This window comes from Novipirellula herctigrandis (genome assembly GCA_007859835.1).
Lineage (GTDB): Bacteria > Planctomycetota > Planctomycetia > Pirellulales > Pirellulaceae > Novipirellula_A > Novipirellula_A herctigrandis.
The window spans coordinates 7,233,209-7,249,389 of the sequence record SJPJ01000001.1 but is presented as its reverse complement, the minus strand read 5'-3'; the positions used below and the strand labels follow the sequence as shown (position 1 = coordinate 7,249,389).

General features: G+C 52.2%; 15 protein-coding genes. 7 read left to right on the top strand and 8 right to left on the bottom strand.

The window, feature by feature from the left end; translation table 11 throughout:
- Positions 1-17: 17 nt before the first annotated feature.
- A complete protein-coding gene (locus tag CA13_RS26445) occupies positions 18-905 on the bottom strand; it encodes an HTH domain-containing protein (RefSeq protein ID WP_146401818.1) in 888 nt (295 codons plus the stop codon).
- A gap of 889 nt (positions 906-1,794) precedes the next feature.
- On the opposite strand from CA13_RS26445, the gene CA13_RS26440 reads away from it, so the two are divergent.
- Positions 1,795-2,007 (top strand): hypothetical protein, encoded by a 213-nt coding sequence (locus tag CA13_RS26440; RefSeq protein ID WP_146401816.1) that lies wholly within the window; start codon positions 1,795-1,797, stop codon positions 2,005-2,007.
- 107 nt (positions 2,008-2,114) lie between these two features.
- Here the strand turns inward: CA13_RS26440 and CA13_RS26435 are convergent, their stop codons facing one another.
- Entirely contained in the window at positions 2,115-2,897 is a 783-nt protein-coding gene (locus CA13_RS26435; protein ID WP_146401814.1) for a hypothetical protein, read from the bottom strand.
- Between the two features lie 394 nt (positions 2,898-3,291).
- On the opposite strand from CA13_RS26435, the gene CA13_RS26430 reads away from it, so the two are divergent.
- From CA13_RS26430 to CA13_RS26405, 6 genes are all read left to right on the top strand, one after another.
- Positions 3,292-4,734 carry a sulfatase family protein gene (locus tag CA13_RS26430; RefSeq protein WP_146401812.1) on the top strand — a complete coding sequence of 481 codons (1,443 nt, stop codon included), beginning with the start codon at positions 3,292-3,294 and terminating at the stop codon, positions 4,732-4,734.
- Positions 4,735-5,143: 409 nt separating this feature from the next.
- Complete coding sequence (locus CA13_RS26425; protein WP_146401810.1) at positions 5,144-6,940, top strand: NAD(P)H-dependent oxidoreductase subunit E; 1,797 nt, start codon at positions 5,144-5,146, stop codon at positions 6,938-6,940.
- 58 nt (positions 6,941-6,998) lie between these two features.
- Positions 6,999-7,712 carry a 2Fe-2S iron-sulfur cluster-binding protein gene (locus CA13_RS26420; RefSeq protein WP_146401808.1) on the top strand — a complete coding sequence of 238 codons (714 nt, stop codon included), beginning with the start codon at positions 6,999-7,001 and terminating at the stop codon, positions 7,710-7,712.
- Positions 7,713-7,742: 30 nt separating this feature from the next.
- Positions 7,743-8,282 (top strand): NADH-quinone oxidoreductase subunit B family protein, encoded by a 540-nt coding sequence (locus CA13_RS26415; protein WP_146401806.1) that lies wholly within the window; start codon positions 7,743-7,745, stop codon positions 8,280-8,282.
- 17 nt (positions 8,283-8,299) lie between these two features.
- Positions 8,300-9,751 carry a Ni/Fe hydrogenase subunit alpha gene (locus CA13_RS26410; RefSeq protein WP_146401804.1) on the top strand — a complete coding sequence of 484 codons (1,452 nt, stop codon included), beginning with the start codon at positions 8,300-8,302 and terminating at the stop codon, positions 9,749-9,751.
- A gap of 50 nt (positions 9,752-9,801) precedes the next feature.
- A complete protein-coding gene (locus CA13_RS26405; protein ID WP_419194851.1) occupies positions 9,802-10,239 on the top strand; it encodes a hydrogenase maturation protease in 438 nt (145 codons plus the stop codon).
- On the opposite strand, the gene hypB is transcribed toward CA13_RS26405, so the two are convergent.
- From hypB to hypF, 6 genes are all read right to left on the bottom strand, one after another.
- Entirely contained in the window at positions 10,213-10,875 is a 663-nt protein-coding gene (gene hypB, locus CA13_RS26400; protein WP_146401800.1) for a hydrogenase nickel incorporation protein HypB, read from the bottom strand. The two genes, CA13_RS26405 and hypB, sit on opposite strands and share 27 nt — an antisense overlap.
- A 5-nt stretch (positions 10,876-10,880) precedes the next feature.
- Positions 10,881-11,231 carry a hydrogenase maturation nickel metallochaperone HypA/HybF gene (locus tag CA13_RS26395; RefSeq protein WP_146401798.1) on the bottom strand — a complete coding sequence of 117 codons (351 nt, stop codon included), beginning with the start codon at positions 11,229-11,231 and terminating at the stop codon, positions 10,881-10,883.
- Between the two features lies 1 nt (position 11,232).
- Entirely contained in the window at positions 11,233-12,297 is a 1,065-nt protein-coding gene (hypE, locus tag CA13_RS26390; RefSeq protein ID WP_146401796.1) for a hydrogenase expression/formation protein HypE, read from the bottom strand.
- Positions 12,294-13,388: a hydrogenase formation protein HypD gene (gene hypD, locus CA13_RS26385; RefSeq protein ID WP_146401794.1), complete on the bottom strand. Its 1,095-nt coding sequence runs from the start codon at positions 13,386-13,388 to the stop codon at positions 12,294-12,296. Before hypD ends, hypE begins: the two co-directional genes overlap by 4 nt.
- The gene (locus CA13_RS26380) at positions 13,385-13,654 is read right to left on the bottom strand and encodes a HypC/HybG/HupF family hydrogenase formation chaperone (RefSeq protein ID WP_146401792.1); all 270 of its coding nucleotides are present in this window, start codon (positions 13,652-13,654) and stop codon (positions 13,385-13,387) included. The genes hypD and CA13_RS26380 overlap by 4 nt, the downstream gene beginning before the upstream one ends.
- 73 nt (positions 13,655-13,727) lie before the next feature.
- Positions 13,728-16,061 (bottom strand): carbamoyltransferase HypF, encoded by a 2,334-nt coding sequence (hypF, locus tag CA13_RS26375; protein WP_146401790.1) that lies wholly within the window; start codon positions 16,059-16,061, stop codon positions 13,728-13,730.
- Positions 16,062-16,181: the final 120 nt, after the last annotated feature.

Here is a 16,181-nt window from a genome sequence, read left to right as displayed (position 1 = left end):
CCACCGTGGATCAATGGCTATTTCTCGTTGAGGTCGGAACGGGCAGGATCAGTCGACCGGGCAACGGGAGTCTCGTCCACCAAGAAAAACCGAAGCCCCTGAATTGGAATTCGCGGTGAATTTGCCCCTTCGATCGCGGCAACCAACATCCAGCCTTCACGATCAAAGGTCAAGCTTAACGGCTCGATCGTGGTATCATTAGCAAAAAAACGACTCGATTCGTCAATCACCCGTATGCAATTTTGCGAAGAAATTGCCTGGCACAAACACTCGAACCCCTCCGGCAATCCAAATGAAAACGAACGAATCGACGAGGTATCGCCTGAATGAGAGCCAGTCACCGCAATGGTATGGTCATCATCAAAACGCCTCCTCAAACGACCACGGGCGCAGTCTGGCTCTTCATCGGAGACTCTCGCATCACTCTCTTCAAGCTCCGTTGTTGCCCTCGCGTTTTCATCTAATGTCAATTGTTTACTACCATCGGTATCACTAGGCATTTTCGATGGATGAGAAGCCAACAGCAAAGCAATTTGGCGTAAGATCGAATCATCGTCTGGAAACGCAGCGGTATGCGTAATCGCCGACCGAATCAAGGAGTTGATTGAATCAGAATCTGATCCGCCTGAAGAATCCGGCGCGCCATCTTGGCCGGAAGAGACATTCACGATCCCTAGTGGCCTTTCGAAATTCTCTTGATCGTGTAGCGAAGGAATCCAAAATCGCCCCGACTTGATGTCGAATTCAATCGGGATCCCAATATCTCGGAACGACGCAAGGTCACGAAACACGGTCCGCCTCGCAACCCCAAGCTCAGAGGCAAGTTTCATCGCATCATAATCACCGCCATTGCGAAGCAGCAGCAACATTTGCAGTCCGCGTTCAAGCCTTGATCTTGATGCCATATTCGTGCTGCATCATCAATTCGTTATTTCGAACAAGTGGGGAGCTTATCCAAAATGATAGGGATAGAAGCAAAAATTGCGACGGAAGGGGCAATCGCCCCATTTGTCCCCCTCCGCCGCAACAAAGTCAAATTGTGTCAAAGAAATACAACTCGTGTGATGGAACAACGCAATGCATCAACAACCGCACCGAATCATTCGCGTCAATGAAGTTGGAACCAACCAAACCTCATACCATTCCGATAACCTGCACTCAACATTTCTGATCTGTGACGAACGATCTATCGGCATTCTTCTGCCCCCCCACACGATCAAGAACGTAGCGGAATAAACTCCATCGTTAAAGATGGACATAAACAATCCAATTAGGATTTCCGCAATTTCCTTTCCCACTTCTGGTTAGACGCGTTGAGTAAAAAACAAGGGTTATTCAGTCAGATGTTACAGCCTATTCAAACTCGCAATAAATTTCAGCTAATCGTCTACACATTTGAAGTCGATTGTATTAAAGTACTGCTCATGGGGTGACAGTTTCTGTCACCCCTGCGTTCGAGGTGTTCGCCCCAACGCCTCGGACGCCGTTTTTCCCTTCTTTCTATCACTCTAATGGGTGATTCCAGGACAACTCTCTACGGCAGCCATCGACATTTCCAGTCGCATCGTGTTGTTTTTGCGTCCCCTACTGCAGTTTTGTTTTGCCCGATAGGCGAACCCGATAGGCGACAAGGCTAGCCTGGATCCTGCAAAGCGTTGAACTCGGACCAAGCAAGTGCATGGGTGCCGGATTTTTGGTCGACGTGAATCATCCGGGCCAGGAATCGGTTGCAACGCGAAGTTTGCAGGGCACACTCAACGTCTAATAGTAAGCAAGGCCGTCGGAGGTGTAGCCATGACCGGTGTAACCATGACCGGTGTAACCATGACCGGTGTAACCATGACCGGTGTAACCATGACCGGTGTAACCATGACCAACGCGTCCGACTTTGGAAGGTGGCGTTCCTCATGGAACGCGGAACCGTATCGATTCTCCGTCATTCGGACGTGGCGCTCCTGCATCCACCGCGGTGCTGAATTGCCGCGTCGTCAATTCCCTGTTTGCTAGAAATCACCTGTTTGCCAGACACACTCGATAAGTCCCAATGCAACCCCCATGCGTCCCGTCATATTGATTGACAAACCGAAGAAACGTCGCGAATCGAATTCAATCGATCACGGTGCCTCGTTGGCAGAGGGATTGTTGATTCCGTATCCCAGAATCGGCGCGGCCAATCCTGTAAACTCAAACTTCACTGATGCAGGCAACGTTGCTTTTTCTCCGCGAATTTCGGCTTCCACCCTCAGGACTTGCCCTTTCTCAACGTCATCAAACGCGTCGCCAACGATATGAATCTCTTTTACCGCACCACCCCACTGCTGCATCGCAGCGATGTCAGACTCGAACGCTTCGAGTGACTTGACTTCTTTCAGTGCCGGATGCATTTCCGCGTACAAGGCATCGGCTTCCCCGTCAACCATTCGCTGTAGAAACGCTTTCGCTTGCTCTTGGTAAAAGCTGGTGTCATCGAGTCTTAGAAACCAATCGGTTGGCATCTGTTGGCTGTCGAACTCGAATCCATCAATTTTCCCATCGACATAAACAACATCCATCCTGGCTGTCCCCTTTTCATAGTTGGCGACTCCCGATGATTCTGTCCGCTGCACACCATTGTTCCACGACGTGTTGTAATCGAACCCGTTTAAGTCCGTATCTTTGAACGTTCCCAGATTTGTGTTTATCGCACTCATCCATTTCCCCACCAGTGGACGTTCAAGTTGCTTGGCAAGCGTAGGAGTGCACTCGCCGAGAAACTGATCCGGATTGCCAGTTGCGATCAGCTTGGAAAAGTCGCCAATGATGTCCGCGTTCTTGGACGCGGCAAAAAAGAGGAACCCACCACAACTGAGAATCCCCAATGCAACGACACCACCCAATATCAATAGAACCTTCTTCATTGCGGACCCGTGGTTTCGTGAAAAGGATTTGTGAAAAGGAATGACCAGGACCTCCACAAAGGGGCACCTTGCCCCCAAGCATACACCATCGGCTCGATGAGCGATGCGGCTTGTGAATCGTATTATCAGTGGCCTGCGAAACGTGTGTCGGGTCGGACGGAGGTTGAAATCACCATCGGATTTGTGATGTTTCGCTGGCCACGTTTCGCATGCGACTCGCACCTGAACACAATCCGAGATTACGGAGGAATGAGATTACGGCAGGACGTTGCTAGACTTCGATGACGCGATATGCCGGATTGTCCTGCATTAACGAAACGGCTGGCTCAAATCGGCTATATTTGTCTTGGCTGCGTTTCCATCCCGCCTTAACACTCCTTTGCGTCGGTGACTCATGACTCAAAAAACTCGACTTTTTCCATTGCTGAGCGTACGACTCGGTTTGCTCTTGTCTGTGCTGATAACCAATGCCGTGACTTTGAATTGCAGTGCATCGGATCAGCCCAACTTCATCATCATTTTCACCGATGACCAAGGTTACAACGATCTTGGATGCTTCGGCTCGAAAACAATCCAAACGCCCAACATCGATCGCCTGGCCGCCGAAGGACGCAAGTTCACAAGTTTCTATTCAGCGTGTTCGGTATGTTCGCCATCTCGTGCCGCACTGTTGACAGGTTGCTACCCGAAACGAGTGGGAATGCATCGCCATGTCTTGTTCCCCAAGAGCGACTATGGGCTTAACTCAACCGAATACACGATCGCGGATCACCTTAAAACAATAGGCTATGCAACCGCTTGCGTCGGTAAATGGCATCTCGGACATCATCCCGAAACGTTGCCACGCTCGAATGGTTTCGATTCCTACTTCGGAATCCCCTACTCCAACGACATGAACCATCCCGACAACAAGGGAAAGCCCAAGCTCCCATCGGATGAGCTTTGGAAGGACCAGGAATCGTGTATCACCCATTGGAATACACCGCTGATCCAAAACGAAAAGATTGTCGAGTTACCCGTAGACCAACGAACGATCACCCGGCGATACACCGACAAGGCGATCGAATTCATCACGGCGAACAAGGAAAAACCATTTTTTCTTTATCTGCCGCATTCCATGCCACACATTCCGCTCTACGTTCCGGAGGATGCCTATGATGCGAACCCCGCAAATGCGTACAAATGCGTGATCGAACATATTGACGCAGAAGTGGGACGTTTAACGAACACGATTCGCGCACTCGGATTGGATCAAGATACATACATGATCTATACCAGCGACAATGGACCGTGGTTACAGTTTAAAAACCATGGTGGGCACGCATTTCCGCTTCGAGACGGAAAGGGAACCACATTTGAAGGTGGCCAACGGGTGCCCTGTGTGATGTGGGGACCAGGCCGCATCCCTGCGGGAACCGAAACCAATGCATTGGTATCAACGATCGACTTGCTACCGACGATTGCTGCACTCGCTGGCAAACCGCTTTCCAAGGGAAACAAGATTGACGGCATCGATATTTCAGAAACTTTTTCAAGCGATTCGTCGCCGCGCAATGAGTTTGTTTTCTACTCCGCTCAAGGAAACCTCGAAGGGATTCGCATCGGTGACTGGAAGTACCTTGAAAAGTCGAATCGGGCAAAACGAAAAGCAAATCCGAAGACTACCGATGCGAAACAAACCTTCCTTTTCAATCTCGCTAACGATATCGGTGAAGAACTCAACAGCTTTGAAGCTCATCCCGAAAGAGTCGAAAAGATGCAGGCACGCATGAACGAGATCGATCAAGAAATCTCAGCGAATGCGAGACCCGTATGGCGAATGCAAGCCAACGAGTAATACCGCCGTGCCTTCTTTGTCTATCAAATTCAACGGTGCGACGATTGTAGTTGCACCGTTGATAATTCGCATGCCAAGGCCACACCGTTCTTTCGGCACGCCAATCCCTACTCAGCTGCATCGCGCGTCGCCCCATGAAGGGACTCTCACTGGCGCGAATGGACTTGCACTGGCGCAAAGCCGGTGCAATCGATTGCATCCATTTTAGAAGGTTCATTTGAGTCTGCATTCCCGACTCACTTCCCTCTACTTTCGGGCACAAAAAAGATCACAAAAACTTCATGTTTGCGCGCTGATTTTCCTTTCAATTCAATTCATTAGTTGTTATGTTCCAGAAATAGAAAGTTCTGGAACGAATTGATTTGCATTCTGAACCGTTCATTCTCCTACCAGGCAGGGGGCTTGTACCATGCCAAAGGAAACGACTGCGATCATCGAACAGATCGCACATCAGTTTAACAATGATCCTACGCGACTGATGGATGTGGCCCGGGCCGTGCACGGGCGGCTGGGGCATCTCTCTGAACTCAGCATCGGACTGATTGCTAAGAATTTGGGCATCCATCGTGCTCAAGTTCGAGACATGGTCAGTTTTTATGCGTTCTTCTCCCGCTCGCCTCAAGGGAAAAACGTCATCCGCATTTGCACGGCTGTCGTTGAGCGCATGAATGGCGCCGATGAATTGGTCGAAGCCTTTGAGAAAGAGCTCGGTATCTTTCTCGGTGAGACGACCGAAGATGGCAAGGTGACTCTTGAAAAAGCTTCCTGTATTGGCCTCAGCGACCAGGCCCCCAGCGTGTTGGTTAACGGAATCGCGCTGACCCAACTGAAGCCCGAGGATGTTCCCGGAATCGTTGCTGCGATTTGCTCGGGTGACGAGATTGACACATTGCCGCAGGCGCGAGTGCGAAAGAACCTACGCCAAAGTGGGCCAATTCTGTTGGGGCCCTACGAAAGTGGCGATGCGGTGCGCAAGGCCATTCGCAAAACGCCCGCGGAAGTCATTATCGAGCTCTATGCATCTCATTTGCGTGGTTGTGGCGGCGCAGGATTCCCCACCGCCAGTAAATGGGAAAAATGCCGAACCTCAAAAGGCGAATCGCATTACGTGATTTGCAATGCGGACGAGGGCGAACCCGGAACATTCAAGGATCGTGTGATCCTAATGGAGAATCCAGAGCTTGTCTTCGACGGCATGACAATCGCCGCATTCACGATCGGCGCCGAAGAAGGAATGATTTACCTACGCGGCGAATATGATTACCTTCGCGGAAGCCTTGAACGTGCACTGGCGAATCATCGTCAACTAGGTCTACTTGGAAACAACATTTGCGGCATCGAGGGTTTCAACTTCGATATCCGTATCCAAGCCGCTGCAGGCGCTTACATCTGCGGCGAAGAGTCAGCTCTGATTGAATCGCTCGAAGGCAAACGGGGCGCGCCACGAGATCGACCGCCGTTCCCTGTCGAACGCGGCTACAAGGAACAGCCGACGCTGGTGAATAACGTCGAGACGTTTTGCGGTGTTTCGCGTGTTCTCGAACATGGCGGCCAATGGTTCTCGCGGCTGGGAACAGAGCAGAGCAAGGGAACGAAACTGCTCAGCATCTCAGGTGACTGCCGCCTGCCGGGTGTTTACGAAGTCGAGTACGGCATCACTGTCGAAAAGCTTCTACAACAAGTGGATGCCGAGGACGCCCAAGCGGTTCAAATCGGCGGTCCATCGGGTTTCTGCATTGGACCGAAAGACTACCTGCGTAGCATCGCGTTCGAAGATCTTCCGACGGGCGGTTCGATCATTATCTTTGGGCCTGATCGCGATATATTGGAATACATGTACCAGTTCGGTGAATTCTTCGCCGAGGAATCGTGTGGATGGTGCGTACCATGCCGTGTCGGCACGACGCTGTTACTGAAAGATCTTCGTGAAGTCCTCGACGGGCATGCAACCCATAGGGAACTTGACGAACTAAAACAGTTGTGCGGCACGATCAAAACGATGAGTCAATGCGGATTAGGGCTAACCGCGCCCAATCCGATTCTGAGTACGATCGAACAGTTCCCCGAATTGTACGAAGCACGATTACAAGAGGGCGACTACTATCCGCGTCTGGATCTGAACAAAGCCTTGAAGGCTGGCTGTACTGCCTCTGGTCGCGAATTGTTTCAGATCGAAACAGGAGAACCTGCCGTGACAAACTCTTAAACTGAAACGGCCAGTGCATCGATCCCGATAATTCATTGAACAGAGAGGGAACCCAACGATGAGAGACAAGACCGTCACCATTACCATCGACGGAAAGCAAGTGGAGGCCAAAGCGGGCCAAAAGATCATCGAAGCGGCTGACGATGCGGGAATTTACATTCCACGGCTTTGTCACCACAAGGATCTTCCGCCACGAGGTCACTGTCGACTATGCGTTGTGAAGGTCGATGGACGGCCTCGGAGTTCGTGTACCATCCCAGTAGAAGAGGGGATGACGATTGAAAACGACACCGAGGAATTGAACGCTCATCGGCGTACTGTGCTAGAGATGATGTTTGTCGAAGGCAACCACTTTTGTCCTTCGTGTGAAACCAGTGGTAATTGCGAACTGCAAGCCGAGGGATATCGGTTGGGAATGGTCGTCCCGAAACTGCCTTACATCGAAACGCACCGCGAGGTCGATGCGACGCATCCCGACATCTTTATTAACCGTGATTTGTGCATTCTTTGCGGTCGTTGTGTGCGGGCTTCGGCTTTGCAGGATGGTAAGACAGTGTTCGCCTTTGAGGGGCGTGGCATCGAAAAAGTGATCACCGTCAACGCCGAGCATGGATTAGGCGAAACACTGATGGATGTCGCAGACGCGGCAGCCCACGTTTGCCCAACCGGTTGTTTGCGCACCAAACGCGTCGGCTACTCAGTCCCCGTCGGGGAGCGCAAGTACGACCATAACCCAATTGGTTCGGAGATCGAGCAGGCTGCGTCTCACTGATCACTAAAGTATCGGAAGGATTTCATTCCAATGTCCAAGCCTACTATCGCCACCGGGCATTTTACCGGCTGTTTCGGTTGCCACATGTCGTTGCTCGATATTGACGAGCGGATCTTGCAACTGACGGAACTGGTCGAGTTCGATAAGTCTCCGATTAACGACAAAAAGCGATTCGATCGTGTCGTCGATATCGGAATCATCGAAGGAGGATGTAGCAACGACGAAAATGTCGAATTCTTGCGAATGTTCCGCAAGAACTGCAAAACTCTTGTTGCGATTGGTGCGTGCGCGTTGACCGGTGGTGTGCCTGCGATGCGCAACACTGTTCCGCTACGTGAATGCCTCGAAGAAGCGTTTCTTCGCGGACCGTCGGTCATCGATGGCGTGATTCCCAACGATCCCGACATCCCGATCATGCTGGACCGTGTTTACCCCGCGCATGAAGTGGTCAAGATCGATTACTTCATCCCTGGGTGCCCGCCGTCGGCCGATGCTCTTTGGGCTGCCATCGTGGCCTTGCTTGAAGGACGCGAACCGGTACTCGATTACGAACTATTAAAATACGATTGATCCGAAAGGCAGAGATAATGACGACTGCAACACAAAACGGCACTCGCAAGATCGTGATCAATCCTGTCACGCGGGTCGAAGGACATGGCAAAGTCACCATCCAGATGGATGAAGATAATCATGTGACGCAGGCTCGGCTGCATATTATCGAGTTCCGAGGATTCGAGCGTTTTGTGCAGGGACACTTCTACTGGGAAGTTCCTGTGTTAGTGCAGCGGCTTTGCGGTATCTGTCCGGTCAGCCATCACTTGGCCGCCTCAAAAGCGTGTGACATGATCGTTGGTGCCGATTCGCTCTCACCGACAGCGGAAAAAATCCGTCGGTTGATGCACTACGGCCAAACTTTCCAATCTCACGCATTGCATTTCTACCATCTCTCTTCGCCGGATCTGCTATTTGGATTCGACGCTCCCGTTGCGCAGCGGAATGTAATTGGCGTGATCCAGGCGTACCCCGAAGTCGCTAAAAAGGCGGTACTGATGCGGAAATTTGGCCAGGAGGTCATTAAGGCGACCGCTGGCAAAAAGATCCACGGCACCGGTTCGATTCCCGGTGGTGTCAACAAGCACTTGTCACAGGAGGATCGTGATCGTTTGGCTGCGGAAGTGGACACGATGCTCGAGTGGGGCGTTGAAGGACTAAAGCTCTGCAAAGATGTCACACTCGCAAGCGCCGAAAAGTTGCTCCCGTTCGGCACATTCGAGTCCAACTTCCTCAGCATCGTGCGAGAAGACGGTTGCTTGGATTTGTACGACGGAAATCTACGCGCCAAAGATGCCGATGGAAAGATCATCTTTGATCAAGTCAAACCAGAAGACTATCTCGATGTGATCCGAGAAGGCGTCCGCAATTGGAGCTACATGAAATTCCCATTCATTCATGATAGGGGGCAAGAGAAGGGATGGTATCGAGTCGGACCGCTTGCCCGCATCAACAACTGTGACTTCATTGACACACCGATCGCGGAAGAGGAACGCCAAGAATTCATGGCACTCGGAAAAGGTCGACCGATTCATGCCACGATGGCGTATCACTGGGCTCGTTTGATCGAACTAGTACACAGCGCAGAGAAGATGCGTGAATTGCTGGCTGATCCTGACGTGCTTCGCGGCGAACTGACCACAACCGGCGAGCGTCGCGACCGTGGTGTTGCGATCATCGAGGCTCCACGCGGAACGTTGATCCATGATTACGAGGTTGATGACAATGACCAAATTCGAAGAGGCAATCTGATCGTTTCGACGACCCACAACAACGAAGCGATGAACCAAGCCGTTCGCGTGGTCGCCGATCAATATCTCGAAGGACAAGCCGAGATCAGCGAAGGAATGCTAAACTCCATCGAAGTGGGCATCCGCGCTTATGACCCTTGCCTCAGTTGCGCGACACATGCGTTGGGCCAGATGCGGTTACTCGTGCAACTGATCGGCCCCGATGGAACGATTTTGGACGAGCGAACTCGCGGATGAGTGGGCTACCGATAAACGGTCTACCTAAAAAGCGGCCATGCAATCTCGTCATGGCCTGCGGTAACCCCGAGCGAGGTGACGACGGTCTCGGTCCAGCCTTGATCGAACGACTTGCCAATCTCAACCGGTCGGATTTCGAAACCGATGCCGACTATCAACTCAATATCGAGGACGCGGCAAGCTTGGCCAACTATGAGCGAGTCCTGTTTATTGACGCCAGTATCTCTGCACCGCCGCCGTTCAATCTCGAGTCACTCGCCCCGACCACCGAAATCGCTTTCACCAGCCACAGCGTTTCACCTGGCGCGGTATTGGCGATCTGTCATGACCATTTTCATCACGTGCCCGAGGCGTGGGTATTGGGAATTCGTGGCTACCAATTCGATCTCGGCCAAGGGCTTTCGTCGGACGCACGGGTAAACCTCGATGCCGCCTTTGCCCGCGTGATCGAACTACTGGATTCATGGAATCGATGCGGGAAGGTGTGACTCAAGCCAATGGATCCACGCTGGCATGCCTTCGTTCGTTTTTGCCGATACGTGAAGCACTTCCATCCCTGGACGCACCCGCTCGATACTCGCTCTTGCTGCGGGATCGTCAAATTCCACCGCCTCGGCTAGATCCATCTTGGTAATCACGGTGGCATCCGCAGTGTTGAATATCGTCGGATACTTCCTCGGTTTGTCCTCACCCTCGGTAACGGAGAACAGGACGAGGCGGCAATTTTCTCCGAGATCATAACTAGCCGGACAAACCAAGTTGCCAACATTTTCGATGAACAGAAAATCAAGAGGGATGTCATCCCATGGCTTTATCGCCTCGCGGACCATCTCTGCTTCCAAATGACAGAGCGTGCCGGTGGTTATCTGTTTGACCATCGCTCCTGAACTAGCCAATCTCGCAGCATCATTCTCGGTTGCCAAATCGCCAACGACCGCCGCGACGCGGTATCGTTCCCCAAGAAGTTGAAGCGTTTGCTGCAACAATTGTGTCTTGCCCGATCCTGGACTCGACACCATGCTAACGACAAAACGTCGCTGCTCGGCGAACTGTTTGCGTAGCTCTCGCGCAACCACGTCGTTCTGTTTTAGAATCTGTGTCCGAACTTCTACTAGTCGTGTCATCAGAGCTATTCGTCCTTCACTTCGAGTGCTGAGATTTCCATTTCGCGTCCACCAACGATCCGGCCCGATACCGTACCACATTTTCGACAGCGAAGATCATTCAAAGAGACCGCGACTTGGTGATCGCCACACTTTGGACAATCGACCATCAACTCGGTTTCTTCAATCACCAACGCGGCATTTGGGCAAAAGGATTCTTCGCGAGCAATTAAGTAGGCCGATTCAAGTGCCTCCCGGACGACACCGGACATTGGCCCAAGTCGAATATGAATTGCGACAAGTTCGGACTCCGCATGTTCGCTCATCGTCTGCTGTGCCACTTCGAGAAGATTGAGCGCGATCGACAGTTCATGCATTTCAGCAAATCCTCGGTAATTGCTCGCCGATCGGCACGGAAACGATCCGCTTGGTTCCCACGGGCGTGCGAGCAACCACCAATCGATTCTTGTCTTCGATCACGCGGCCAATGATTGCCGCATCGCGACCAAGCGGATGAGCTTTCATGGCAGCGAGCAACCGATCGGCGTCGCTAGACGCAACAATCGCAATCAGCTTCCCCTCGTTCGCGACCAGCAACGGATCGAGCCCCAAAAACTCACATGCCGCACGCACGGGGCCTCTCACCGGTATACTTTCGTCGTCAAGCTCGATTCCACACCCCGACGCATCGGCGATCTCGTTCAGACTCATCGCAACGCCACCACGCGTTGGATCCCGCATCGCATGGATGTTGGGGACAGCGTCGAGCATCGCTTGTACCAATGCAGTTAATGGTGCACAGTCACTTTGGATTTGAGTTTCAAATTCAAGGCCCTCACGCACACTCATCACTGCGACGCCATGATCACCGACGGTCCCACTGACAATCACCACATCACCTGGGCGGGCTTGGTCAATGGCAATCGCTCGCTCCGGTAGTAGCACCCCAATCCCCGACGTGTTGATGTAGCAACCGTCACCGCATCCTCGCTCGACGACTTTTGTGTCACCCGCGATGATCGAAACGCCTGCTGTTTTTGCTGCTCGCCCCATGTCATTTGCAATGCGGAGCAATTGTTCCATTTGCAGACCTTCTTCGATGATAAACCCTGCTGTCAAAAACAGTGGCCGTGAGCCGCTCATCGCCAAATCATTGACCGTTCCATTGACCGCCAATTCACCAATGCTGCCGCCCGGAAAAAACAACGGCTGGACGACGAACGAATCGGTCGAAACGGCAATTTGTTGGTTTGGCAAGTTTAGCGGCGTCGAGTCACTTAGCAGAGTCACATGTTCGTTAGCGAATGCAGGTGCGAAAACATGCTCGATCAACTCCGAAGAGAGCTTACCTCCTCCGCCATGCGCGAGGATCACTTCGGGATAGTCACGTAGTGGTACCGGACATTGTGGCGATTGAATTTCGATCGGGTCCAATTTCGTCATGGTTTCACGAATCTTCCATAGTTGTAATACGCAGCGCACGCTCCTTCACTCGAAACCATCGTCGCACCGAGCGGATTTCTTGGCGTACATTGTTTACCGAAGGCTTCACATTGGTGCGGCTTGATCGCACCACGCAACACTTCGCCGGCACGGCAAATCGTGACATGTTCCTGTGCAACCTGCGGCACATTGAACTTCAACTCAGCATCAAAATCAGCGTATTCAGGCCTCAGTTTCCAGCCGCTTTCAGGGATCACTCCGATTCCTCGCCAAGCACGATCGGTTATCTCAAAAACTTCGGCAATCGTTTCTTGAGCAACCTCGTTACCCGCTTCGCTAACGACTCGCGGAAAAGCGTTTTCAACGTACGCTTTGCCTGACTCGAGTTGAAGGACCGTGCGCCGAATGCCGTCGAGCAAATCGAGTGGCTCAAAACCAGTGACAACGATTGGCACCCCGTATTTGCTGGCGATTGCAGGATATTGATGGAACCCCATCACACTGCAAACGTGACCTGCGGCCAAAAACGCCTGCACTCGGTTGTTAGCTGAATTCATAATTGCTTCGATCGCTGGTGGTACAAGCACATGCGACACGAGGACAGAAAAATTCTTGATCGATTGATCTTTCGCAATCTTGACCGCCATGGCGTTCGCCGGCGCCGTGGTTTCAAAACCGATCGCTAAAAACACGACCTCACTTCCCGGATTCGCTCGAGCAAGCTTCACCGCATCTAACGGCGAATAAACGATTCGCACGTCACCGCCGCCGCCTTTGACACGAAACAAATCGGAACCGGTTCCCGGGACCCGAAGCATATCGCCGAAGGAACAAAAAATGACCTCCGGACGAGCGGCAATTTCCAATGCCTTGTCAATCACAGAGATCGGCGTCACGCAAACCGGGCACCCAGGCCCATGAATCATCTCGATCTGCTCTGGCAATATCTGATCGATTCCATTGCGAATGATCGAATGCGTTTGGCCGCCACAAACTTCCATGATGGCCCAGGGCCTAGTGGCGATCCGAGAAATCTCAGCAGCAAGTTTCAACGATTTTTCGCCATCACGATACTCCGATAAGTGCTTCACGCTTCGTCTCCGCTTGCTCGCAATTCCTCGATTTCCTCGTCAAGTAAACCGAGTTCGGCAAACGACTCTAATGTTGCTTGTGCCGATTCTTCATCAATTTGATTAATCGCAAACCCAACATGGACGATGACGTAATCGCCAACGGTGATCTCCGGCAGGTAAATCATGCACACTTCCTTGATAACTCCCCCAAAGTTGACCCTACCCATGGGAGTATCATTTTCGACAAACAGCGATTCGACTTGTCCCGGAACAGCTAAGCACATAATTTTGGCGATAAAGGTAAAAGGGAAGTGGTTTGAAGTGTCACTCTATTCTAGGACAACGGCGAGTATCATTCTATGCTTGCTTGTGTTGATTCGAATGCCGTGCAATCCACGCTTGGCCCAGTGCAAGTCCACCATCATTTGGTGGGACAGTCGTATGCGTCAACACCTCGAACCCCTCCTCGGTTAACCGTTTTCGTGCATATTGCGTCAGCAATGCGTTTTGGAACACACCGCCGGTTAGTCCCACATGTTCGATGGAGTGTTCTGCACGGGCATCGTTGCTGATCCGCACGATCGCTTCTGCGATCGTCAAATGAAATCGGGCCAAAATTTCAGCAACCGATCGGTGACGACGAAGGTCGGAAACGACTTGGTGAATTAAATGCTCCGCGTCGAATCGACGCACCTCGTGGTCACTGACCACAATTTCATAGGGCGGTAAGTCGGTCGTCTCCATCGTTCGGGCGGCGATGGCCTCGGACTCCATCGCGGCTTGCCCTTCGTAGCTGACCTGATGACGCACACCGCAAAGCGAAGCAACAGCATCAAACAGTCGCCCCATACTACTGCTCGGTATGCAGCGAAAATTCCGCTGAAGTTGTTGCTCTAACAACCGTTGATCCGTAGACGCAGTCGCTTCGACACACGCGAACGACTCGGACCACGAAATCCCAGCTTGGTATAAACCGGCCAATGCAGATCTTGCAGGATGGCGGATACAGGCATCACCACCCGGCAGTGGCACATAGGAAAGATGTGCGTACCGCTGAAAGTCACACGCGTTCGCAATCAACCACTCTCCACCCCAAATTGCTCCATCGGTTCCGTAACCAGTTCCATCAAAACACACACCGATGATCTTTACCTCGGGCGAGATAGAATGCTCGGCAAGCAGCGATGCGACATGCGCATGGTGATGCTGAACTCTTTGCAAGGGAATTCCGCGGTTGATCGAAAAACGTTCTGCCCACGCCGTCGACAAGTATCCGGGATGAAGATCGGCAACGACCAACTCGGGTTCGACGCAATACAACCGCACAAGATGATCCACGGCTCGCTCCATCGCCAACAAGGTCTCTTGATTTCCCATGTCGCCAATGTGCTGGCTAAGAAAACACTGGTTTCCTTTGTTCAAACAGACAGTCGCCTTGATTTCACCGCCAACGGCAAGCAGCGGAGGCCCGTCGGTCGGTACGGTAATGGGAAGCGGCGCATAGCCGCGCGATCGCCGAATCGGAAGCACCGTTTCATCCAAAACTCGAAGGACCGAATCATCGCAAACCGTCTCGATTCGCCGGTCATGAAACAGCAAGGCATCGGCGATTGTCGCCAACCGCTCCATCGCGTCCTCGTTTTCATACGCAATTGGTTCGTCTGATAAGTTTCCCGATGTCATCACCCACACTTGACCGGGCTCCACCAGCAATGCGTGCAGAGGCGAATACGCCAACATCACGCCAATGAAGTCGTTTCCAGGAGCAACCGCATCACACCAAAGATTAACGCCACCGCGCCGGCGCAAAAGCACGATTGGACGTTGCTGACTTTCAATCAGTGCTCGTTCTGAATCGCTGAGAATCGCGAACGTTTCACAGGTCACCACATCAGCAACCATCACTGCCAACGGCTTTTCAACTCGCTGTTTCCTCGCTCGCAGTGCTGTGACTGCGTCACAATTCCTTGCATCACAAGCGAGATGAAAACCGCCAACTCCCTTAATCGCAACGATTCCGCCCTCCGCAATCGTTTGCTTCACCGATTCGATCGCATCCCCATTCCAGGCCGGCTTCTTGCTTTCAACATCACCGCTTTTGACATCACCGATTTTGACAAACCATACCGATGGTCCACAATCTGGACACGCATTGGGCTGAGCGTGAAAACGACGGTCCGTGGGATCGTTGTATTCGCGGTCGCAGGTCGGGCACATGGCAAAGTCGACCATCGTCGTACTTGGCCGATCATAGGGAAGATCCGTAATGATGGTGTAGCGGGGACCACACGCCGTGCAATTCGTAAATGGGTATCGGTATCGCCGATTCGCCGGATCATTGATTTCAGATAAGCACTCCGCACAAATGCCCACATCCGGAGAGACAAGGGCATGAGGATCCGCATCGGTTTGGCAAATGTCGATTTGAAACGAAAGTTCATCGTGTTTTCGTTCAATCACTTCAACCAGAACATCGCTAACGATGGAAAGCGGTGGCGCCTCGTTTCGGATTTGATCACAAAATTGACTCAGTCTATCGCTTCCACCCTGAACCTCGACCAGAACTCCTATCGAATCATTGCGGACCCATCCGGTTAGTCCTTCGGTTTGTGCCAAACGCCAAACGAACGGCCGAAAGCCAACGCCCTGCACCACGCCTTTCACTCGGACTCGCCACCGTTCGGGTCGCACCGTTAGCCTCACTTTTTTGTCTGTTGCCCTGGTGCCATTGTAGTGGTTTTCCCTTCATCGCGTGCCACGCGATAAGTTTCGCCTACGCCTCACTGACGGCCGCCACACACCCACGAGAGT